The sequence below is a fragment of the Roseibacillus persicicus genome, assembly GCF_014651675.1.
Classification (GTDB): domain Bacteria; phylum Verrucomicrobiota; class Verrucomicrobiia; order Verrucomicrobiales; family Akkermansiaceae; genus Roseibacillus; species Roseibacillus persicicus.
Genome location: NZ_BMXI01000001.1, coordinates 349,736 through 370,495, shown reverse-complemented (window position 1 = coordinate 370,495; position 20,760 = coordinate 349,736). Strand labels below are relative to the sequence as shown.

20 protein-coding genes are annotated in these 20,760 nt (G+C 55.1%); 8 read left to right on the top strand and 12 right to left on the bottom strand.

From position 1 onward, the window contains the following. The first annotated feature begins 48 nt into the window (after nucleotides 1-48). The 4 genes from IE099_RS01410 to IE099_RS01395 all read left to right on the top strand — a co-directional run bounded on the left by IE099_RS01410 (nucleotide 49) and on the right by IE099_RS01395 (nucleotide 3,141). A complete protein-coding gene (locus IE099_RS01410) occupies nucleotides 49-945 on the top strand; it encodes a mechanosensitive ion channel family protein (RefSeq protein WP_189566644.1) in 897 nt (298 codons plus the stop codon). Next, on the top strand, nucleotides 942-2,237 hold the full coding sequence (locus tag IE099_RS01405; RefSeq protein WP_189566643.1) for a DUF2254 domain-containing protein: 1,296 nt from the start codon (nucleotides 942-944) through the stop codon (nucleotides 2,235-2,237). Before IE099_RS01410 ends, IE099_RS01405 begins: the two co-directional genes overlap by 4 nt. Nucleotides 2,238-2,382: 145 nt before the next feature. Beyond that, nucleotides 2,383-2,907, top strand: a complete 525-nt coding sequence (locus IE099_RS01400; protein ID WP_189566642.1) for a ferritin-like domain-containing protein — start codon at nucleotides 2,383-2,385, stop codon at nucleotides 2,905-2,907. Nucleotides 2,908-2,949: 42 nt separating this feature from the next. Beyond that, a complete protein-coding gene (locus IE099_RS01395) occupies nucleotides 2,950-3,141 on the top strand; it encodes a YqaE/Pmp3 family membrane protein (RefSeq protein WP_189566641.1) in 192 nt (63 codons plus the stop codon). A 102-nt stretch (nucleotides 3,142-3,243) separates the two neighbouring features. On the opposite strand, the gene IE099_RS01390 is transcribed toward IE099_RS01395, so the two are convergent. The 6 genes from IE099_RS01390 to IE099_RS01365 all read right to left on the bottom strand — a co-directional run bounded on the left by IE099_RS01390 (nucleotide 3,244) and on the right by IE099_RS01365 (nucleotide 8,186). Next, nucleotides 3,244-3,837 carry a response regulator gene (locus tag IE099_RS01390; RefSeq protein ID WP_189566639.1) on the bottom strand — a complete coding sequence of 198 codons (594 nt, stop codon included), beginning with the start codon at nucleotides 3,835-3,837 and terminating at the stop codon, nucleotides 3,244-3,246. Nucleotides 3,838-3,855: 18 nt separating this feature from the next. Continuing rightward, entirely contained in the window at nucleotides 3,856-5,670 is a 1,815-nt protein-coding gene (locus IE099_RS01385) for an ATP-binding protein (RefSeq protein WP_189566637.1), read from the bottom strand. Further along, a complete protein-coding gene (locus IE099_RS01380) occupies nucleotides 5,667-7,046 on the bottom strand; it encodes a sigma-54-dependent transcriptional regulator (RefSeq protein WP_189566635.1) in 1,380 nt (459 codons plus the stop codon). Before IE099_RS01380 ends, IE099_RS01385 begins: the two co-directional genes overlap by 4 nt. 207 nt (nucleotides 7,047-7,253) lie before the next feature. Then, nucleotides 7,254-7,469 carry a YMGG-like glycine zipper-containing protein gene (locus tag IE099_RS01375; protein ID WP_189566632.1) on the bottom strand — a complete coding sequence of 72 codons (216 nt, stop codon included), beginning with the start codon at nucleotides 7,467-7,469 and terminating at the stop codon, nucleotides 7,254-7,256. Nucleotides 7,470-7,488: 19 nt separating this feature from the next. Beyond that, nucleotides 7,489-7,641: a hypothetical protein gene (locus IE099_RS01370; protein WP_189566630.1), complete on the bottom strand. Its 153-nt coding sequence runs from the start codon at nucleotides 7,639-7,641 to the stop codon at nucleotides 7,489-7,491. A 2-nt stretch (nucleotides 7,642-7,643) separates the two neighbouring features. Continuing rightward, the gene (locus IE099_RS01365) at nucleotides 7,644-8,186 is read right to left on the bottom strand and encodes a ferritin-like domain-containing protein (RefSeq protein WP_189566628.1); all 543 of its coding nucleotides are present in this window, start codon (nucleotides 8,184-8,186) and stop codon (nucleotides 7,644-7,646) included. Nucleotides 8,187-8,490: 304 nt separating this feature from the next. Between IE099_RS01365 and IE099_RS01360 the strand changes: the two genes are divergently transcribed. Then, nucleotides 8,491-8,655 carry a DUF1328 domain-containing protein gene (locus IE099_RS01360; RefSeq protein ID WP_189566627.1) on the top strand — a complete coding sequence of 55 codons (165 nt, stop codon included), beginning with the start codon at nucleotides 8,491-8,493 and terminating at the stop codon, nucleotides 8,653-8,655. 84 nt (nucleotides 8,656-8,739) lie between these two features. Here the strand turns inward: IE099_RS01360 and IE099_RS01355 are convergent, their stop codons facing one another. Together IE099_RS01355 and IE099_RS01350 are read right to left on the bottom strand one after the other, a co-directional pair. Continuing rightward, on the bottom strand, nucleotides 8,740-10,200 hold the full coding sequence (locus IE099_RS01355; RefSeq protein ID WP_189566625.1) for a DUF1501 domain-containing protein: 1,461 nt from the start codon (nucleotides 10,198-10,200) through the stop codon (nucleotides 8,740-8,742). A 20-nt stretch (nucleotides 10,201-10,220) separates the two neighbouring features. After that, nucleotides 10,221-13,301 carry a DUF1800 family protein gene (locus IE099_RS01350; RefSeq protein WP_189566623.1) on the bottom strand — a complete coding sequence of 1,027 codons (3,081 nt, stop codon included), beginning with the start codon at nucleotides 13,299-13,301 and terminating at the stop codon, nucleotides 10,221-10,223. Nucleotides 13,302-13,555: 254 nt separating this feature from the next. Here IE099_RS01350 and IE099_RS01345 point away from each other — a divergent pair, with 254 nt between their 5' ends. Together IE099_RS01345 and IE099_RS01340 are read left to right on the top strand one after the other, a co-directional pair. After that, nucleotides 13,556-14,377, top strand: coding sequence for a PEP-CTERM sorting domain-containing protein (locus IE099_RS01345; protein ID WP_189566621.1), 822 nt, complete (start codon nucleotides 13,556-13,558; stop codon nucleotides 14,375-14,377). A 153-nt stretch (nucleotides 14,378-14,530) separates the two neighbouring features. Beyond that, complete coding sequence (locus tag IE099_RS01340) at nucleotides 14,531-15,313, top strand: hypothetical protein (RefSeq protein ID WP_189566619.1); 783 nt, start codon at nucleotides 14,531-14,533, stop codon at nucleotides 15,311-15,313. A gap of 188 nt (nucleotides 15,314-15,501) precedes the next feature. Here IE099_RS01340 and galB read toward each other — a convergent pair whose 3' ends face one another. After that, nucleotides 15,502-17,976, bottom strand: a complete 2,475-nt coding sequence (galB, locus tag IE099_RS01335; RefSeq protein ID WP_189566616.1) for a beta-galactosidase GalB — start codon at nucleotides 17,974-17,976, stop codon at nucleotides 15,502-15,504. A 70-nt stretch (nucleotides 17,977-18,046) separates the two neighbouring features. Further along, complete coding sequence (locus IE099_RS20975; protein ID WP_268244893.1) at nucleotides 18,047-18,178, bottom strand: hypothetical protein; 132 nt, start codon at nucleotides 18,176-18,178, stop codon at nucleotides 18,047-18,049. A gap of 28 nt (nucleotides 18,179-18,206) precedes the next feature. Between IE099_RS20975 and IE099_RS01330 the strand changes: the two genes are divergently transcribed. After that, a complete protein-coding gene (locus IE099_RS01330) occupies nucleotides 18,207-19,127 on the top strand; it encodes an alpha/beta hydrolase (protein ID WP_189566614.1) in 921 nt (306 codons plus the stop codon). A gap of 2 nt (nucleotides 19,128-19,129) precedes the next feature. On the opposite strand, the gene IE099_RS01325 is transcribed toward IE099_RS01330, so the two are convergent. Together IE099_RS01325 and IE099_RS01320 are read right to left on the bottom strand one after the other, a co-directional pair. Beyond that, entirely contained in the window at nucleotides 19,130-19,819 is a 690-nt protein-coding gene (locus IE099_RS01325) for a hypothetical protein (protein ID WP_189566612.1), read from the bottom strand. Between the two features lie 66 nt (nucleotides 19,820-19,885). After that, nucleotides 19,886-20,434, bottom strand: coding sequence for a PD-(D/E)XK nuclease superfamily protein (locus IE099_RS01320; RefSeq protein ID WP_229809337.1), 549 nt, complete (start codon nucleotides 20,432-20,434; stop codon nucleotides 19,886-19,888). Between the last annotated feature and the right edge of the window lie 326 nt (nucleotides 20,435-20,760).

Sequence of the window (20,760 nt, the reverse complement as noted above, 5' to 3'; positions counted from 1 at the left end):
TCAGAGCGATCGGGGAACAGTCGGATCAAGATGAGCTAGGGGGTCTTGATGTTTCTCTCTCTCGACAAGACTTATCAGATTCTGGAAGGATCAATCCGCGAATCACTTAAGGCTGCGGTAGCGCACCTTCCCAACTTTGTCGCAAGCGCGCTGGTGCTACTCTTTGTGGCCGCTCTGGTGTGGGTCTATAGTCGGCTGGCCCGGAAGTTTTTAAAGCGTTTTGAACTGCGACCATCGTTGCGGGATCTGGTGCTCACTTTTGGAAAGACGATTCTCTGGACCGTGGGTCTGGTGGCGGCTGCAACAATCCTGTTTCCGGGGTTGACCCCGAGCAAGGCTCTTGGTGCCGCTGGCTTGGCTTCGGTGGCGGTGGGCTTGGCCTTCAAAGATATTTTTCAGAACTTCTTCGCCGGCATTCTCTTGCTCTGGCGCTTTCCTTTTGAGCCCGGAGATATCATCGAGGTCGACGGGGTGAGGGGGAAGGTCATCGACACCCGTCTTCGCATGACGACTGTGCGCAGCACGGAAGGGGAGCTGGTGATTGTGCCGAATTCCCAACTCATTGAAAATCCGCTGAATGTGCTGACCGACCAAGACTTCCGCCGTACCGTGGTGAAAACCGGAGTGGCTTATAAAGAAGACCTGGGTGCCGCGGTTGAAGTGATTAAAGAGACCTTGGAGAAGTGCGGGTCGGTGCGAACGGAGAAACCGCATGATGTGTTCGTCAGCGGTTTTGGTTCGAGCAGCATGGACATTGATGTGATCTACTGGACCCATTCCAGGCCTTATGAGATGAGAAGAAGCCGGTCGGAGGTTGCCATCGCGATCAAGAAGGCGCTGGACGAGGCCGGCATCGAGATTCCATTTCCCTATCGAACTCTTACTTTCGATGAGCCCTTGTCGACTGTGTTATCCCGCGAAGAAGCCAGTAGAACGGCGTCATGAAACAGGACGCTCGACAGGTGGTCTACAACCTTTGGTCTGGTCTGTGGTTCATCCCCGGTCTTCTTACCTTCATCGGCTTGTTCGTGGGACTCTTTTTCGCCGGAATGTTAGGCCACCAGCCTCTTCCGCGAGGCTCCCGCATTGTCTTCGAACCGTCTTTGGCGGTTTCGGTTTTGACCAGCCTGGCGGGAGCGTTGATCACCGTGGTGGGAGTGGTTTTTTCCATCACCATGGTGGTTCTCTCTTCAGCTTCGTCCCAGTTGGGGCCGCGCTTGCTCACCAACTTTTTGAACAAGACCGGGACGAAGGTCGCCATCGGGGCCTTCGTGGGAGCTTTTTCCTATCAGCTGATCGTCGCATCAGCGCTTTCGATGGGAAAGGAAGTTCCCGACCTCACGGTTTGGATTGGCTTGGGTGGTGGCCTGGCTTCCTTCGGAATTCTACTTGGCTTTCTTCATATGGTGGCGCGGTTCATTCAGGTTCCTTTCGTGGTCGATGAGGTCACGCGGAATCTGAGCAAGGCACTTGGTGGATTCTTGGAATTCGGAGCCAAGAGTCCCCCCTCATCCAATTCCTCATCGCGGGAGGAGAACAGACCCGAAGTGAGAGTCACCTCGGAAGAAGAGGGCTTCGTTCAGAGGATTGAGATCCGGGGGCTGGTGCCACAGGCGGCGAAGCATGAGGCGGAAGTCGACTTGTTGCGCCGGGCCGGTCAGTTCGTGGCGGCAGGGGATGTCCTCGCCGTGGTGCGGGGGGGGACGGATCGGGAGGAGCTGGGAGAAAAGATTCGAAACGCCTACAGCTTGGGTCCCGAACGAACCGCTCAACAGGATGTCGAGTATGCCTTGCGCCAGCTGGTGGAAATCGCGACCAAGGCCCTTTCGCCGGGAATCAATGATCCAGAGACCGCAATCAACGTAATCGCCAGAGTCGGAGGGGCACTGGCACGGGTCAGCAATGTGTCCCTGCCATCAGGAAAGTGGTATGATGACGAGGAGTGTCTTCGGGTGAAATTGCCGGTAACGGATGTCGAGGGATTGCTTGGGACGGCCTATCATCCCCTTCGACAGTTTGGGGCGGAAATTCCCACCGTGTCCATTGCCCTCATGGAAAGCTTTGTGCGCTTGGCCGAGCGGGAACTTCATCCAGAATTTGCCAAGGTCTTGAAGCAGCATGTCACTTGGCTGGATGAGGCGGTCAGCAAAGAAGACTGGCTGGAGAGCGATAGGCAGAACCTGCGCGACCGGCGTGACCTCGCTTTTGTTAGGTTGGAAGAGAGTCTGGCTTCCTAAGAGTGTCTTTTTGCATGGAAGGGACGGGAGCGACCGAGCAGATTGCATCGCATTGCTCAATGAGAGCGGTCTCATTCATTTGTAAGTCGCTGGTTTTCAGTAATTCGTTCGAGGTGGCAAGAGAGCTGCAAAAGAAGAGAGGACTATGAACATGAGACCAGACAACCAATCACACCTCGTTATTCCTCCTATGGGAGCCGGACCAGCAATTGCTCGCGAACCCAACCCGGAGGAGCAAATTACCGACTACCTCCAGCAACTCTACACCCGCGCGATGGACGCCATTGAAGGCTACAAGCACGCGGCGATTTTGACCGACAATCCAGAGTTGACTCTCTTCTTTGTGGCAAACGCCGAGCAGCGGGAGCAGTTCGCGCTCGAGCTCGAGGGACATCTCCGTCAGAGGGGAATCGAGCCAGACGATGGCAGCAGCATTACGGGAAAATTGCACCAGACCTGGATGGCGGTGGTTTCCAAATTCTCCGGGGATGAAACCGGCCTGTTAGATGAATGTGAACGCGGGGAGGAGGCCGCCATCAATGACTATGAGGAAGCTCTTTCTTCGTTCCAGTTGCCGACAGACGTGGTCGCGACAGTTGAGCGGCAGCGAGACCAGTTGCGGGAAGAACTCCGCAATCTCAAAACCCTTCAAATCGTCGCCGTGGGATAGAGTCCCTAATCTGAAACCAAACTTTAAAAATAGAAAAACAATATGAGTGCATCAACAAATACCGCAGAAGGTCCAAAGGACGTAATCCGAATCATTCTCGCCATCCTCTTGCCTCCACTGGGAGTCTTCTTCCAGGTGGGGTTGGGATTGCATTTCTGGTTGAACATTGTGTTGACCATCGCGGGATACATCCCAGGTATCATTCACGCCCTTTGGGTGATTCTTAAGAAATAAGTTCGAAGGACAGTCCTCAAATACTGAAAAAGCCCGCTTTCGAGCGGGCTTTTTTCGTTGTTCAGCGAACAGCGGGATGGAGTTTGTTTTCGCGTGTCTCAACTAACAATGTTCCTCGACAGTCAGCAAGCGTACGAGGTCCTGGCCATACTCCTCAACATACCTGCTCGCTTCCAGAGGCCGGTTGTTTTTCAGGTCGGCGATGATCTTGGTCCAAAAGCCCAGGCGATTGGGGCTCAGGATGTCGCTGCCTTCGAGAATATCCAAGGCTACACCGTAGTTGCCCTTGCGCAGTTGATAGAGGACTTGCTCAAAGGGTTTTTCAGGTTGGGTATTAAGTACCCGGCTGACTCCATCACGGAGGTCCGACGGTCTCACTGGCTTGCACAAGAAGTCGAAGCAGTGTTGCTCGAGAGCCTGCACCGCCGTGGAGGCGTTGATGTGGGCACTGCAAAGAATAACCGGAATATCGTCACCATTCTGGCGAAGACTGTTGAGAGTCGAAAGGCCGTCCAGCTCTGGCATGCGGAGGTCGAGAACCGTGAGGTCGAAATCTTCCTTGGAAATCTTATCGAGTGCTTCCCGACCATTGGATGCCGCGGAGACATCGTATTGCTCGGTCCTGAGAGCCAAGCTGAAACCCAGACGTAGAGTCGGCTCGTCGTCCACGACCAGTATGCGGGGAGATTGTTTCATGGTTGAGTTTTTGGGGGGTTAGATTCTGGGGAGGTTGCAGTAGAAAAGCGTGCGGTCTTCCGAGGTCCGGAGGTAACCGATGCGTCCCTCGTGTGCGGAGACGATCTCCCTGGCGATGGAAAGCCCCAAGCCAATGCCTTCGACATTGTTTTGGCCTGGCGCGCGGTAAAATCTTTCAAAGATGTGAGGCTTAGCCTCTTCGGGGACACCTTCACCCTCGTCGTAGACGCCGATGCGGACGTAATCTGATTTAACGGGACGAGCGGTCACCGTGATGGTCCCACCCTGTGGGCTGTGTTTGATGGCGTTGGACAAAAAGTTGTTCAAGACTTCTGAAATGCGAATTCTGTCGACCAGGATATTGGGGGTCTCGTCAGGGATTTCAATTTTCAAGTTCAAGTCTTTCTCTTCTGCTAGAGGAGCAAAGTTGCTGACAATGGGTTCCACCAATTCCAGAGGAGCGATCTCTTCGCAGTTCAAGGAACTGGCTCCACTATCCATACGCGACATTTCCAATAAATTTCGCAAAGTTTCTAACAGACGCTCGCAATCATTTTGGGCAGAGGTCAGCATTTCCTCCTGTAGCTCGTTGAGCTCGCCAACTTTCTTTTCCAGCAGGAGAAGAAGCACCATGCGGATTCCGGTAAGTGGAGTCTTGATCTCATGGCTGACAGTCGAAATGAGATTCGACTTCATGTCGTCGAAGAAGCGCAAGCGGGTGACGTTGATGAGCAGAAGAGCCCAGCCCCCGGTGGTCTCCATGTTGTCGGAGAGACGGAAAATGCGGGGGAGGTAAAAGTGCTCACTCTCATCAACGCGGAGGAGGAGAGCCTCGTCGAGGCGCTCGACCAAGAGCTCCTTGTTCGACGAGATTGCCTCGTTGACGCGTTCGCTGATATTGCGGGGGAGGGCGCCGAGAATGCCCATTTGCTCGAAGAGCTCCTCCGCGCTGGGATTCATCTTTTCAATTGTTCCCTCGTTGCTGAGCAGAACAATGGGATGGGGGAAGTTGGCGAGAATAGTCCGGCTTTGTTGGTCGGACTTGAGAAGTTTTTCGTCCGTGGTCCGGCGCATCAGGCGAAGTTCCGAAGCCATGTCATTGAAGGCGGGGATCAACTGTGCGATCTCGTCGGTCGAGTTTCTAACAGGAAGGGTGAGCTCGAAGTTGCCTCTTTGAATCTCTTTCACAGAATCTGTTAGATTGACCAGGGGATCAACCATGAGGCGATTGCCTTGGAAGAAGATGACGATGGATGCGGAGACCCCGGAGAGGAGGAGAAAGCCGATTAGGGTGTTGCTCTGCAGTGTGCTGCGGCGGAGCATCTGGTTGTCTTCTTCGACCTGTCTGCCGAGAAAATCGCTCTCTTCGGAGGTGAGCTGAGAGACCTGCTGGGTGAGCAGCCCGATTTCGCTCAAGGCCACATTCCGGCCTTCACGGGTATTGGGCAGCTCCTGAAAGAGCTGCGTGTAACGGGAGCCATAAGCGTCCACGGCTGCCGCCAAACGCTCGAAGCTTGGGCTGTTTTCGTGATAGTTACTTTCCGCAAGGGCCCAAATCGATTCCCTCATATTGGCGAAGCTGTTGTCGAACAGCTCCGAAGGCTTGATCCGGGGGAGGGGGTCATCCGCCGAAAACATGTCGGGCAGGTAGTGGGTGTTGATGGCCGAGGTCTCGAATCGTAGGGAATTGAGGTGAGAGACATGTTGGTGAAACATGCGGTGGGTTTCCGAGTAAGTTCGGCTGGTCTGATTGAGGAGCCACATGGCACTCAAGCCGGTGCCAAACAGCAGAAGGAGAAAGATGGCGATGCCAAAGAGAATTTTGCGTTTCATTCCAGGTTCATTTTCTTCCTTTTGCGATAAAGAGTAGCGTTGTCGATGCCCAGAATCTCGGCTGCCTCTTGCAGGCTGCTGCTGGTTTCGACTACTCGCCGGATGTGCTCTTCTTCCAGCTCGGCGATGGTTACCCGACTACCGGGGGAAATGGAAGGAAGACTGTTGGTGCCGGGGGTGCCGAGAGCATTTAAGGAGTTCGTCGACGGCAGGTCGGCGGCTTCAACTTCGGACCCTTGGGCCAGGATGGCAGCCCGCTCGATGGAGTTGCGAAGCTCCCGCAAGTTGCCGGGCCAAGGATAACTTCTTAACGCGGCGAGCGCTTCTTTCGAGTATTGCAGATTGTCCCGGCCCACCTGTTTCCCGAAAAAGGAGAGGTAGTTGTTGGCGAAAAGAAGAAGGTCGGCCGGGCGCTGGCGAAGGGCAGGGAGCTCGACGGTGATGACATTGAGACGGTAGAAGAGATCTTCGCGGAAGGAACCTTCTTCAACCATCTCTGCCAGATTTCGGTTGGTGGCGGCAATGATTCGGACGTTGCTCTGGCGGGTCTTATTTTCTCCCAGTCGCTCATATTCCTTTTCCTGTAAGAGACGAAGCAGCTTGGGTTGAATTTCGAGTGGGAGTTCGCCAATCTCATCCAGAAAGAGGGTTCCTCCATCGGCCGCGTGAACCTTGCCCCACTTGTCTTTCACCGCGCCAGTGAAGGAGCCTTTGACATGACCGAAGAGCTCGCTCTCGAGCAGCTCCTTGGAAAGGCTGGGGCAACTCACCGTTACGAAGGGGTTTTGTGCGAGGTGGCTCTGTTCGTGAACGGCCTTTGAGATGACGCTTTTGCCGGTTCCGCTTTCCCCGAGAATAAGAATGGAGGCCGGGGTCGCGGCGGCGCGGAAGAGGGTGCTGAGCGATTCCTGCATCGCTGGTTCCTGGGATTCAAAAGTCGAAGGGGGGGCTTGGGTCGAAACTTGGGTCTGGAGCTCCTGAACTTCGTTCTCGAGTTTGACGATCTTCTTTCGAGTGCGACTGGCTTTCTCTGCCTTGAGCAGAATCGCTCGCAATTGATCGGGAGTGAAAGGTTTCTCCAAATAATCGAACGCGCCTTCGCGGGTGGCTTCCACCGCAGTCTCGATGGACGCATGGGCGGTGAAGATGACTACCGGGAGGTCGGGCTGGTGCTTTGCGATGTCCCGGAGGAGGTCCATCCCATTGTCTTCTCCCAGGCGGAGATCGAGAAAGACGAGGTTGAAATCGCCTTCCTTAAGCTTCATCTCAGCGATGCGCGCGCTGTCAGCCGTCTCGGCATAATGTCCTTCAGCTTCGACTGCAATGGTAGTCGCGGAGCGAATCGACTTTTCGTCGTCTATTATGAGAATGTCCATATGGGTCACAATGACTTAGCTCTCCGTGTGCCGTCCCGTTTTATCAGGCTTTGCGCGCCTTAATCGCTCGGATTCGTGCAAAAAGCATTATGCAATTCTAACACGGAATTGCATTTTGCAATGGAGAACTTGGGAGGAAAAATGAGGAAAAGGGCTATCCTCCTCGCTGGAGAATAGCCCTTTAGGGGGGTGGGTTGGGTTGGAAAGCTATCGATTGGCTCCGACCGCGTAGCCTGCCGCACCGCCCAGTGCAGCGCCGAGGGCGGCATTACCCGCACGGTTGTCGCTATCACCGAGAACCGCTCCGGCTCCGGCGCCAATCAAGGCACCTGTGGCAGCATCGTTTTTAGCTTGGGTATCGTAGTTTGAGCAGCTTGTGAGGAAGAGTCCGGAAGCTGAGAGGGTCAGGATTAGGTATTTCATAATAGTATTCTTTGGGTTGTTAGTCTGTTGCGTCTTCGATGGCATCGCCTACTTCTTCGCTCGCGTCTTCGATGGCGTCACCGGCCTTTTCGGCTTCAGTTTTTTCCTCGCACGACGCGAAGAGCAGTGGGAAGGCAACGAATGGCAATAGAGTCAATTTAGTTGGTTTCATTTTCATAGCTTGTTGTTGGAGATTGAGTGGGAGACCGTTTGCGGCATGACGACATCGGCGTTTGGAACTTCGTTTGGTGGGATGTCGTGCTGCAGGGCCAGAAGGAAACCGGCGTATTCGCGGCGGCGCTCTTCCTCGGTAGCCAAGAGCTCAGTCATGAGCGCGGCTGTAGCGAGGTCCGAGCCGTCGGTTAGGTCGACCATCCGGCGATAGTGAATGATAGCCGCCTCTTTTGCCCGGATGACCCCCCGAATGATGCTGACGATATCGGCGGAGTCAGGTGAGGGCTGAAGGTAGCGCTGCTTGTGCTCCATTTGCATGCTACCGGGCACAGACCCTCCAAGGACTTTGATTCGGGAGGCGAGTTTGGAAGATTGGTGGAGTTCAATTTCAGACTCACTCTTCAACATTTCGCGGAGAGTCGAGGCTCGCAAACCGTCCAGATTAACGGAAGCCGCCATCAGATTGATGGCGGATTCAGCTTTCATCCCATAGGCGAGTTTTAGCCCGTCCAGGATGTCGGTGTGCAGTTGGGTGGCTTCCATGTTACCTCATACTTTAGCTCAGGCCTTGCCAGTCTGTGGTGGGATCGGCTTTTTGCTGGAGCTATCAGGGAATAGAGGCGCGCACGGTCAGGTGTAGCGGGGAGAAAGGCTGTTTTTTCCATGCAGAATGCGCAATATGGAGCTTCGCAATCGTGCATTGGGCAGTATTCGGATCCACGCTTGCTTGAGGATTTGCATTGGTGCCATTGAGCGCCAATCAACTGCCAATACTTGGTTAGAGCGCGGTCAGACTCAGAAAACTAGGCGTAAAAATCGTTGGAACGGGTTCTGCGTTTACTGAGTTATGAATACATGGACCTATATCTTTTTGATCGTGGCAACATTGGTCGCCACCTTGGGATTCTCGGAGTGGGTGGGTTTTGCGGCCGCACCTGCCCAGTTACTGGCTGCCATCTTCTTGATGGTCGCATTATTTCTGTGCATCGCGACCTTTCATCGGAGCGATTAGTCCGGAGAATGTTTCGTTAGACGCTTAAACCACCAGCCGTCGAGGGCGGCTCGCTCGGTTACAGGCCAAGCGATAGCGGTGATGCTAACCCAGCAAGTTGAGGTCTGGTTCGGTCGAAAAGTTGCTTAGATTGGGAAGCACCGCTGGCATATCCCCGGAGCCTACGCCAAACCATGTGGCCATCTCGCCAAAGAACTTATCAGTGGAGGTAGTCGGAAGGATTCGTCCGCCGAGTCCGATATCATCCGCTCCTCCATTTTCACTGAGCGCCAAGTCGGGAAAAGTACCGTGAACTTTTCCCGCTGCCACAGGAGCGCCCCAGATCATCTGATTGCCTCCCCAAGCGTGATCAGTTCCCCGACCATTGGAACGAAGCGTCCGGCCGAAATCTGAAGCGGTGAAAGAAATGACGTCTTCGGCCACCCCGAAAATTTCGAGCACCTGCTGATAGGCGGCGATGGCCTCAGACAGCTCGGCGAGCATTCCGGCCTGGGTATTGAGCAGTTCGCCATGATGATCCCAGCCTCCTCGTTGGATGAAGATCGTGTTGCGTCGCAATCCGAGTTCTTGGCGAGCCTTGATGGTCTTCGCCGCCGTATAAAGTTGTTTGCCGATATTGCTGCTATTGAGAGTGTCCTCGAGGGCACTTGGGACAGACGAGGTGTCGATAGCGTCGTAGACTGCTTTAAAAGCCTCTTGGGCGTTGAAGGACGAACGCATATGGCTGGCGAAGGCGTCCTGAATCATGTTGTTGTAAGTCGCGCTGATCAGGCTATCGATTCCGAGATTCTTACGGCCGGTGGTCGAATTCAGACTGGGGGTATTTCCAGAGGGAAGAAGTGCTCCGTTGCTCGTGATGGCGAGCTGGAGGGTCTGCTTCCCGATTTGAAAGACGTTATTTCCAGCCAAGGAGATGGACATCGAAGTGGCTTCGGTATTGTAGCTGGAGTGAAGGAGATCGGCCATGCGTCCGGCCCAGCCGGTGAGTTCGGGAATGCCCTGAGGAAGGGAAGTTTGCCACTGATTGATTTGGTCGATATGGGAGAAGAGAGACTTGGGTACAGGGACGGTATTGTTGGGATCGGTGTATTGCGCCACCGTGAGGGGCTGCACCAAGGTGCCGATGTTGGCCACGAAAGAGAGTCGTCGGCCGTGGCCTGAAAAGGCACCGGTGCCATTGAACATCTCTGCCAGCTCCGGGCACGACGGGTGGAGACCATACTGGTTGCCGTCGTTGTCGGGAGCTTGATTGAGATTCAGCAACGCACTGGCTCCTCCCGCATTGTGCCCCAGCGCCATATTGGTTCGGGAGGCAGCGTAGGTATCATACTCCGCGTCGCGACGGACGAGGAGGTTGAAGGTGTCGCAGCCTCCGGCCAAGAGAACGCAAACAAGAGTTTTGCAATCGTCACCGGCGGTAAGGCTGGAAGCGGCGGCTTGGTTCGCCAACTTGAGATTAAGCAGGCTGGAGAGAGTTGAGATGCAGCCAATGGAGGCGCAAGAAGCCTCGCCGAGAAATTGGCGCCTGGATTTGAGGGATTTCATATCAATGAGCGGGACTGGGCTTACTTGAGGCAGGTGCCTTCGGGAGAAATGAGAACGAGGAAAACGGCAAGTCTGGCGCGGTCGGTGAGATCGGGCTCGGACTGGAGGATGGTGCTGATGGTCTCTCTGGATTGAGCCCCCAGGGTTCCTCCACAGAAGAGTATCGACAGGTGGTCGAGGATGGAGGGCACGTCACTGGCCAAAGCGGTCAGCTCGGTCCAGTCGGGAGGGAAAGTCTTGTTGTCCCAGAAAGAATGAGCGTTGTTGGGTTGCTCGATACCTTCTTCGCAGATTTTCCAAAGGTAGTTGGTGAAGGAGATGGAGGAGTAGGAGTTGACGATTCCCAAGGCTGGTGAGTCGAGCTCGTTCTCGGCAAGAGATCCGAAGAGGCGGAAGTCTGGGCGGTAGTAGTTGAAGACGGAGGGGGCCGCCATGGGTTCTTGCAGCGATTGATCGTCGTAATAGCCCCAGTCCCACCAGAGAATTTCGTCATGACGGTCGAGCTTGAGAATGCGGGCGAGATGAACCGTGCGAATGGTTGGCTCGCGAAAATGCCCGAAGTGGGGGGTGGAGAGATGGTTGAGTGGATTGCGCGCCTCGTCATCGAGGTAGATCGCTTTTACCACCGCTTCCAAGTCGCCGGTCTCGCCAGAGCCATTGTCGACAAAGACCGAGGCAATGCGCTGGACATAATCTGGAGAAGGGTTCGAGGTGACGAGGAATTGGATCAGCTGCCGACAGATGAAAGGCGCGCAGTTGGGGTGTGAGACAAGGGTGTCGACTACGGTTTCCACCTCTGCAAGAGCTGCGGAGTCATTGCCGTTCGGATTGGCTGGGATAGTTTGATAGATTCGGTTGCCGTTGGCATCGACTCCAGCCGGGATCTTTTTCTCCGTCCAGTCATGGTGCGAGGCAAAGATCTTCATCGGGGTGGTCATCCACTGGTTCTCGTTGTCGCCGTCATCTCTCCAGCCGCCACCGAAGTTGTTCGAAGCATAGCTCACTCCGGTAAACACTTCCGCGACGTTGGTGATGTCTTCATTGTCGTAGGTCGGGATGGGTTCGCCATTTTCATCCAGCTTGCGGGTGCCGTCGGGATTGAGTTCCCAGAGACCAATGGAAAAAAGCTGCATAATCTCGCGAGCATAGTTTTCATCCGGGTAGCGGCCGATGGCAGGGTCTGCCACTTGATTGCCAAGGTGACTGAGATAGTTGCCCATCAACGGATGGAGGGATACTTGGAGGAGAAGGTCGTTGAAATTGCCGAAAGCTCCCTCGATCATCATATCATAGTAGTTGGCAATGGCCCGGGGCTGATTGCCCAGATTGGCGCCATAGCGGGAGGTCACGAGGATCTGAGAGAGGGCCCAAGCCACTCGCTGGCGCAGCTGGTCTTGTCCTTGTAGAGTGGACCGCAACCAGGCGGTGGGGAAGTTGGGTCCACCGACATAGGGATTGCTCCCTCCGCCTCCATTGATCCAATACCCAGAAAGACTGTCGCTGGTCCATTGGTATTTCGGTTCGGCCAGAAGGTCGGCCTTGATGGCATCGATATAGGGTTGGGTGTAGCTTGGGGGAGTCGCAATCTGTTGGTCCAGCCAAGCCTCCGCCCCGATGTTGGCAACGAGGTTTACCTGCGCCATGTTGCCCGGTCCGAAGGTTGTTTGAAGGAGAAGGCGGGCGGCTTGGGCCTTGGTCAGACTTTTCCCTGGTTCGGGACTGCGATAGATTTCATTGAAAGCGGCCAAATCACCGGAGAGAACGGTGTCGCGGGTGCCATCCCCGGTGGTGTCGTAAGATTGGCCCTGATAAACCGATGCGTCGGAGGTAGTCGAGAAGCCCAGCAGGGGTTCCAACCAGTCTTGCACCCCATCATTGTCCGAGTCCAAGGCGGTGCTTTCGACTCGGAAGAATTGAGCGGGATCGGGGGAGGGGATGTCGAGCTGCCAACGTCCGTCGGAGAGAGAGGCGGTGCCGCCGTGGGGCGCCCAAATCTGGGTGTCCCCCAGGTCTGTCGAGTTTTGTAAAATGCCAGTCCTAGAGGGCAGTGAACTCCAGGAGAGAGTGACTTCGTTTTCGCCCTTTCGCGTGATGTCCAGAGTGAAATTGCTATAGGGATCGAAGGGGTCTGTTCCGAAAGAGGCTTCCTGCAAGTTGCTGAGCCCGTCGCCGTCCGAGTCTGCCTGGGGGTCGACTCCCTTGGCCCGATAGAGAGCTTCCCAAACATCAGGTAGCCCGTTGCCATCGAGATCCTGGTCGGCAGGAGCGGTGGTGATTCCATGGGGAGGGGTTGGAGGGAGTGCCGTTTCGTAAACCAGCGAAATGGCCTCCACCGTAATAGGAGGCTCAGAGTTTGGCGCGTTGTCTCCCTGCGCTTGAAATATTCCCGAAGCATCCGTTCCCAATTTGTCAAAATCAGGAAAAACGGCGGCATCTTGATAGCGACTGATCCCATTGTAGAATTGTTCGACTGCGAAGCTCCCGTCTCCATTGGAGGTGAGAACAACGGTGAGATTGAATTTTTCCCCCAAATCGATCGTGGTATCAACGTGGGTATTGTTGGGAGGATTGAAGGAGGTGGCGGTGGCGGCCTTGATATTGCCCCCCGCATCGACAAAAATACGCGCGCCTGCTCCCGATGATCCCGAGGAGCCAGTCGGATTGCCTGTGTGGAGGTTCGCCAGCCCGAAGACGAGGACGTTATTGTTGCCGTCTGGCTTTTCGACTGCAGGGATGGTGACTCCGGTGGCGGTGAAGGTGATGGTCGAGCCAATCGACAATCCGGAGACCAACGCTTCATCAAAGGTGTCGCTGTCATCGAGCCCAAAAACGGAACGAGCATAATTGCCTCCCTCATTTCCCCCCGAGAGATTGTAGAGTCCCGACCCAGCGGCATTGGAAATGGTCGCGTTGCCCTGGCTTTGCATCTTTGCGGTTCCTGCGGCAGTATTGGTTGCGACCCCGTTGGAAAAGCCTTCCGAAGAGGTGAAGGAGGCGTCGAATACGGTCACTGGGGTCGCGCTGATGGTCTGAATTGCCAAAGCGGCAATTGCGCAGGACATGACCTTGGGCCGGGGAGGCATGGATTGGGAAATCTTCACGGCAGAATAAAGAGGAATCTTCGAGGGTTGAGCCGTATATCGGCACGGGACCCATCATAGGGAATGTCTCGGCAGCGGTAAGATGTGCACAATTCTCGTCACGCTCACATTCGCTGTATACTGAGGGGATAGAGAGGAAGGAAGCAGCGGGCAGAAAACATTTTTTTTCAGAAAGCTGCACGGCAAACGGTCTGCCGAACATCACCCCGTTACCCGAAGGACTCTTTCGGGGGAATTCCAGTTCCTTCTAAAACATGAAAATACCCATCATCGCTTCTCTGGGGGCATCCACTCTCGTGGTGTCTGCAGCCACTTATTCGACCACCTTTACTCCCGGTTTTACTGCTGGCAACTTGGACGGTCAGGACAATTGGGTTGCCCAAGGTCAATGGCAGGCCGACGGCTCTGGCAATGTCTCCAATACCAGCGGAGCTTTCATTCGCGCGCACAATACCAGCGTGCTGGGAAGCACGGACATTGGCGAGAGCATGGAGATCACGGCAACCTTTTCGCTCACTGGCTTCACGACTCCGTCCACCGATATCGCTTCGTTCGAGGAGGGGATTCTTCAACTTGGAATGTCCCACCAGCAGGGGGTTCAGTCCTTTGCCTATGGTCTGGCGGCTGGTCTTTTTTATTCTCCCGGTAGCGGAAATTTGGTCTTCAGGGGGAATCAGGGGATTGAGGGCGCTGGGACTTCCAGCATCACAGTCGGAGACGCTTCCACCCTCGGTTCCACGACTTGGACGATGCAAACTATCTTTACGAAGACTGCCGCAGATACCTACTCGGTTGAAGCCTCCCTATCCGGTTCGGCCGGCACCTTTGCGCTGAACTATGTGGCCAATGGCGAGGGCGCAGTGGCTAGTGACCTGGATACCGACAGTGATGGCGGAGGTATTTTGGGGGGAATGCAGGCTCTTCCCTCCAGTGCAGGTTCGGGAGGGGTCGCCACTCCTCCGTTCGGCTCAGTGACGGTGAGTGACTACAGTGTGATGGTGAATCCAGTCCCCGAGCCTTCTTCCGCTTTGTTGCTGGGTCTGGGCGGATTGTTGATCGCTCGCCGTCGCCGATAGGTTCGAGCGAATTTTCATAGCATTGTTTCAGGAGTCCCGTCGTGAACGGCGGGGCTCTTGTTGAAGTGGGAAGAGAATTTAGAGAAAAACTCGCGCTCTTACACGGAGCTGGTCTCTCAGGACATCTCGCCCCGAGAGCGATTTTTAAAACTTATGATGAAAAATTTGAAATGGTCAGGCTTGAACCTGACTGGATTGGCCTGTGTGGCCCTGGTCAACACGGGAGTCGCCGCAGTGACGGTCACGGATGAGATGGACGAACTCTCGGGATGGTCCGCCAATCCGGATTGGTCGACGGCCTCAGGAATAGCCGAGACGAGCTCCGCATCCCAACTTCTGACGTTGTCGACGGGCGTTCCCGCGCCAGTGAATGTGGGTGATTTCGTCACTGCTTCGATTGTGCAACGCGTGGAAGCGGGCGCTACCGGTCTTACGCTGGAAAACCAATACGCGACTCGTCTGGCAATAGCCGGCGGGGATGGATCGGTTGCCAAAGCCATGTGGACGCGACGCCAGACGAGCTCGGGCGGGGCAATCTGGGGAGCTGCGCTCTCCTCACCTGGAACTTGGAAATTCGGCGGATGGAATTCGATTTCCGAGATTGGGCTGGCTACCGCCACGAGTGCGACCAGCGACTGGTTCACCTCCGAGCTCACCATCACCAAGGCGGCGACTGGCTACGACATCCTCTATAATGTCTACGATGCATCCAATGCCGTGGTATGGACGGATAGTTCTCTGGGACAGGATTTGTCTGCCCTCAGCGGCCAGAGCACTTGGTATCTGAATATGGGCACAGAATATCAGTTCACCTCGGCTGCTGACTTGACCAAATTCGAAGTAGACCGAGCAGTGTTGACCAGCTCGATTCCCGAGCCTTCGATTGCCTTGTTAGGATTCTTCGGTTTGTTAGGTTTTGCTCGCAGACGGCGCTAGTTTTAGCTTTTCTCATGGTAAAAAGCGATTTGGGGCAATTTCGTCCCAAATCGCTTTTTTGGTTCATGAAATAGCGTGGAAGGCCGGGGCAATCTTCGCGGCGGGAGATGGCAACTGGATTGCCAGCGAGGATTTTTCTCGAGCGTTCTTATCTACTAGAGAATTAGTATTTCCAAGGATGGAGGATGCTATTTGCTCTGGATCTCCACGTGAATGGGGGTGAGATTCGATGCGGTTGCGGTCAGGCTGATAGCGCCTGCTTCGCCCTTCTTGCTGCGGATGACGGCGAGGGCCAAGCCGTTGAACGTTTTGCGGGTTGGCGCTTGAAAAGATTCCGTTGAAGCCGAGTCACCATTGTCGACTGCAATCAGTTCGCCAGGACCATCGACCCTAAAGTTGACTTGAACATTGGCCAAGGGGCAGAAGTTTCCATTTTGATCCAGAACGCGAATCGTGACAAAAGAGAGGTCGGAACCATCAGCCGCTATCACCGAGCGGTCGGGGGAGAGCGCGAGCTTTGCCGGAGAGCCCGCCGTTTGAAAGGCCTTTTCGGCTACCGCCTTGCCATCGAGGTAAGCAATCGTTTTAAGTTCACCCGCTTGATAGGGGACGTCCCAGCTGAGGCGATAGGGAGAGTTGTAGTCTCCCTCGTCCCAATTGTTGAAGGCTACCTTGAGGGCGGTTGTGTCGGCACCTTTTTTCTTACGCCCCAGCGATTTGCCATTGAGAAACAGTTCCGCCTCCGGCGCATTGGTATAGACGTAGACTGGGATGGTCCTTCCTTCCATGCCTTCCCAATTCCAATGCGGCAGGAGATGCACCATGGGCTTGTACTTCACATCGGTCCATTGGGATTGATAGAGAAAGAAGCGATCCTTCGGAAACCCGCACAAGTCGACGGCGCCAAATGAAGAGGAGCGTGCGGGCCAGTCATCATTCCAATAGCCATTGGTTGAGTTGTCTCGTCCTCCATACGGAGTGGGCTCTCCGAGGTAGTCGAATCCTGTCCAGATGTATTCCCCGAGAACGGACGGTGTTTCCGCCAGGAAGCGGAACTCGATATCAGGAGGATAGGCCCAGGACGGTCCGATCAAATCGTAGGAGGTCACATGGAGGCTGGGGTGGGTTTTGTATTTCTCAATCGGCAAGTGGTAGACGCCGCGAGTTGAGGTGCAAGAGGAGGTCTCGGAGGCCAGAAGGTGCCAGTCTGGGTATTGCGCGGTGACTTCAGCATAGGCGAGGGGTTTGTAATTGAGGCCCGGGATGTCGACCTCGGCCGCCAAACCATTTTTGACACTTGCCGGGTAGTAGTTGAATCCCGCGGAGGTCAGTCGTGTCGGATCTTCGTCTTTGCAAATCCGATGCAGGTGACGGGCGAGCTTCCAGCCGTCCTTTTTGCCTTGCTCCAGGATCTCGTTGCCGATGGACCACATGATGACCGAGGGATGGTTCCGATCGCGTCGGATCATATCGCGCAAATCGCGTTCGTGCCAGGCGTCGAAGAACTTGTTGTAGCCGTTGGGGATCTTGGCCATTTGCCAGCAGTCGAAGGCTTCCACCTGCACGAGCAAGCCCAGACGGTCGCAGACCTCGAGGACTTCGGGAGAGGGAGGGTTATGGGCGGTTCGGATGGAGTTGACCCCCATGGCTTGCATGATCTCCAGCTGTCGTTCGGTCGCCCGCATATTCACCGCTGCACCGAGGGCTCCCAAATCGTGATGCATGCAGACGCCATTGATGCGGACATGTCTGCCGTTGAGAATAAGGCCTTCGCCAGCGCGATACTCCACTGTGCGAATGCCGAAGGGTGTCTCGTAGCGGTCAAGCTCGAGCTTCCCATCGGTGATGCGCGTGACAGCCGTGTAGAGGACGGGATTCGTCACATCCCAGCGCTGGGGTTGGGGGACTTCCAGGGTCGGGGAGTAGGTTCTGGTCTCGCCGGGGAGCAAGTGTAGCGGAAGAGAGGTCTCCGAAACGGCCTTACCTTCGGGGTCGAGGATCGTAGTGTGCAGTTGCAGTGCTACGGGACTTTTCCCTTCGGAGAGAATCTCGGTGCGCACCCGGACCTCAGCGAGTTCGTCGCTGATGGTCGGGGTGGTGACAAAGGTGCCCCAGTGGGGAACGCGAACCGGGGTGGTGATGTTCAGCCAGGTATTGCGGTAAAGCCCCGCCCCGGGATACCAGCGGGAGGAGAGGTCTTCCGGAGCGAGCTTGACCGCGATGACATTGCGAGAGCCAAAGTTCAGATAGGGAGTGAGGTCATACTCGAATCCAATGTAGCCAAAAGGACGGGCTCCCAGAAAATGGTCGTTGATCCAGACGTGAGCATTATACATCGCACCATCAAACTCCACCGCGACCTTGCTATTCTTCAGTTCGGCGGGGACTTCGAATGTCTTGCGATACCATCCTGTGCCGTGGAAAGGGAGACCCCCGGAGCGGGCGTTGTATTTGACATCGAAGGGGCCTTCGATCGCCCAGTCATGCGGAAGGTTGAGAGTTCGCCATTGGGAGTCATCAAAGGAAGAAGACTGCGCCTCCTCGGCTTCCTCATTGAGAAAGCGCCAACCCTCATTGAAACTGACCCGTTCCCGTGCCTCGATGAGGGCCGTAAAGCAAAAGAACGACAGGAGAGTGCAGGCTAGATGGGAAAGTCTCTTCATTGAAGAGGCTATGTCCCGGCTGCAATTCTGTTTGAAAGAAAAGTAAGGGGGGCCGAGTGAAACCGGAGCTTCAGGGAATATTCTGAATCTCTTCCTGAGCGCGAATCAGAAGGTCCTCTTCAGGGGTGGTGGTGGTTCGCACGCAGGAGACTTGAGACAAGGCCAAGGTCAGGACGGGGAGAATCAAGAGGTAGGGAGACATCAGTAGATCTGGATTGAAACAACACTGGATGAGGAACGAGCAATTTCAATTGGGAAAACTGATTGCTGGAAAAGTCGGTGATTTCGGCGAGGATGTTGTTGCGATGATTCGTTTGCTCCTCCCATTGCTCCTCGCCGCTTCTTTGCCGTTGTCAGCGGCTTACCCGCCCTTCATCAAGGGTGCCCGGGTGGAAACTTACGCCGAAGTCGAAGACGTGGCTTTGAAAGTTTGGATCGTGGGGGAGAGCGAGGAAGGCGTCAGGAAGCCTGCGGTGGTGCTTTTTTTTGGAGGCAGTTGGCGGTTTGGTTCGCCGGACAGTTTGCAGCGACATGCACGGTATCTGGCGGGCAAAGGGATGATCTGTCTTTTGGCCGACTATCGGGTCTTGAACCGAAATCCCATTAAAATTGCCGACTGTGTGGCGGATGCCAGGGCGGCGGTGAGTTGGACGCGGCAGAATGCCGAGCGTCTGGGCATTGACCCCGATCGGATCGCGGCGGGCGGAGCGTCGGCGGGAGGCCATCTCGCTGCCTGCACCGCTTTGAGCCCGGCAGGGAAAGAGCCTCAGGAGGCGGCTGCGTCGAGACCCAACGCGCTCCTGCTCTTTAATCCGCCGCTCGTGATGGCTCCCTTCGAGGGCGATACCTTCGCCTTCACCAATCGGGTTGACCGACGGTTCTTCGGGGCCGAGCCGAAGGCACTTTCGCCCATTCACAATCTCTCCGAAACGGCCCCACCGACTTGGATAGCACACGGGACCTCGGACAAGCTGGTCCCCATCACCACTGCCAAAGCCTTTGAAAGCGAGATGAAGGAGTTGGGCCTGAAGTGTGAGTTGCTGGAGGCACCGCGGATGTCGCACGCTTTCCACTATCGAGATCCCTGGTTCTCGAAGGTCATGTCAGGGGCGGAGATGTTTCTGCGCGGATTGGGGTGGCTCAAGGAGTGAGCCTACTTCTCGATCGGGATGGTGACCTTTTTCATGTTCTTCCAAGTCACGATCGTGACCTCAACCTCGCCCTCCCCAAGGTTCTCGAAGTTGTAGGTGCGAGAGTTGTTGGAGCCGAACCACCCATTGCCGTTGGCTTCTTTCCCGTCGACTTTGACCGTGATCGATTTCAGATGATTGAGATCGCCTTTCGAGAGCTTGATGCCGGCGCCGCCACCGAATCCAAAAGCGGTTTTCTTGGGCTTGGAAAAAGCGACTTCGAAGGGGCCCGCCTCCTTTGCCTCTCCTCCATAGCTCAGGGTCAGAGTCGTGGTCTCGGTGTCGGCGGCGGTATAGGCTTCGATGGTGCCTTTGAATTTGAGAGCATCCAGTTTGCCGATGAGTTCCTCCGAAGTCGTGATATCGAGGCGAGCATAACGCCCGTCGTCGCTGACCTTATTGAAAGAGCCAGCCTCCCATTTGATCTCGCCGTCGAGGGTCAGAGTGTCGTCATCGATAGAGACCAGGTTCTCGCCTTTGATCAAAAAGCAGAGAGACGCGGCATGTTGATTGGCGAAGGGCTTGACGTCTTGGGGAATGCTGCGGGGAAGGTCGGCGTTGGAGGTGATCTGGACCAACTGGACCTCAAAATCGGCGGCAAAGCTGAGGCTGGGGACCGCGAGCAGGCAGGAAATTGTGAATAGAGTCTTCATCGACGACAAAAGTGTGAGATCTTCCCTGGTGATGCGAGAATTTGATCGGAAAGATTGAGTCTGCAGTCAGAGCTTTCCTTCGCGGGCTCGCAGAAGGAGAGTCTCGGGGCTGAGAATCTCCACCTGTTGGTCGAGACTGAGATGTCGTCGCAGTCCTCCCGCCAAATAGAATTCCTTCAGGGACCATCCTTCCCCGCCTAGAACCAGATAGGCCGCGCGGTGGGCTCCCCGTGATTGCTTGAGGGCTTCGGAAAGGCAAATGACCTCGTATGGCACCTTTTGTTCGGCTGTTCCCGAGGTCTGCTGCCACTTGAGCGAGATCAGATAAGAGTGACCCCCTTTGGTGGCGACAAGGTCAATCATGTGCTTGCTGCCGTTGGGACGAGTCCCGACTTGCACCTGTTCTGCAACCTTATAGCCCAAGGCTAGAAGAGATTTCCTCAGCTCTTCCTCAAAGGTTTTACCCGTGGTGGTGTTTCGGGTGGGCGGGACGGCCTTTTCCCGGGGGTCAGAGGCGATGCTTTTCTCGACGACTGGCTTCTTTTCTTGCGCTTGTACAGGCGAAAGGAGCAGGAAGCCCAGAGGGAGCAGGGATGATATTAGCCGTAGGGTCATTTCAGAGAGGTCGGAGAACCAACTTCTCACTATTTCGAAAAGTTTGTCCTTTTGGCGAGCCGAAAAGAGGGGGGAGTCACGGGAAGGAACTACCTGTTAGAGAGTTGGGCGAACTTTGGATAAATATTTTAAAATCTAGCGCGAGAATCTCCGAATTTTTATTAGCGGCTTGCTGAAAATAAGTTTCTCGGGAAGACGGATTTCATCAAAATTTTCTATTTTGGTATTCTTTTGTATATAAGAGTTTTCCGTTGATTTTCCTATGTTTTTGGCTTCGTGGTGGTCGAGAATTTCGGGTTTTACGGGAAGTTGTGCCGTCCTTTCTT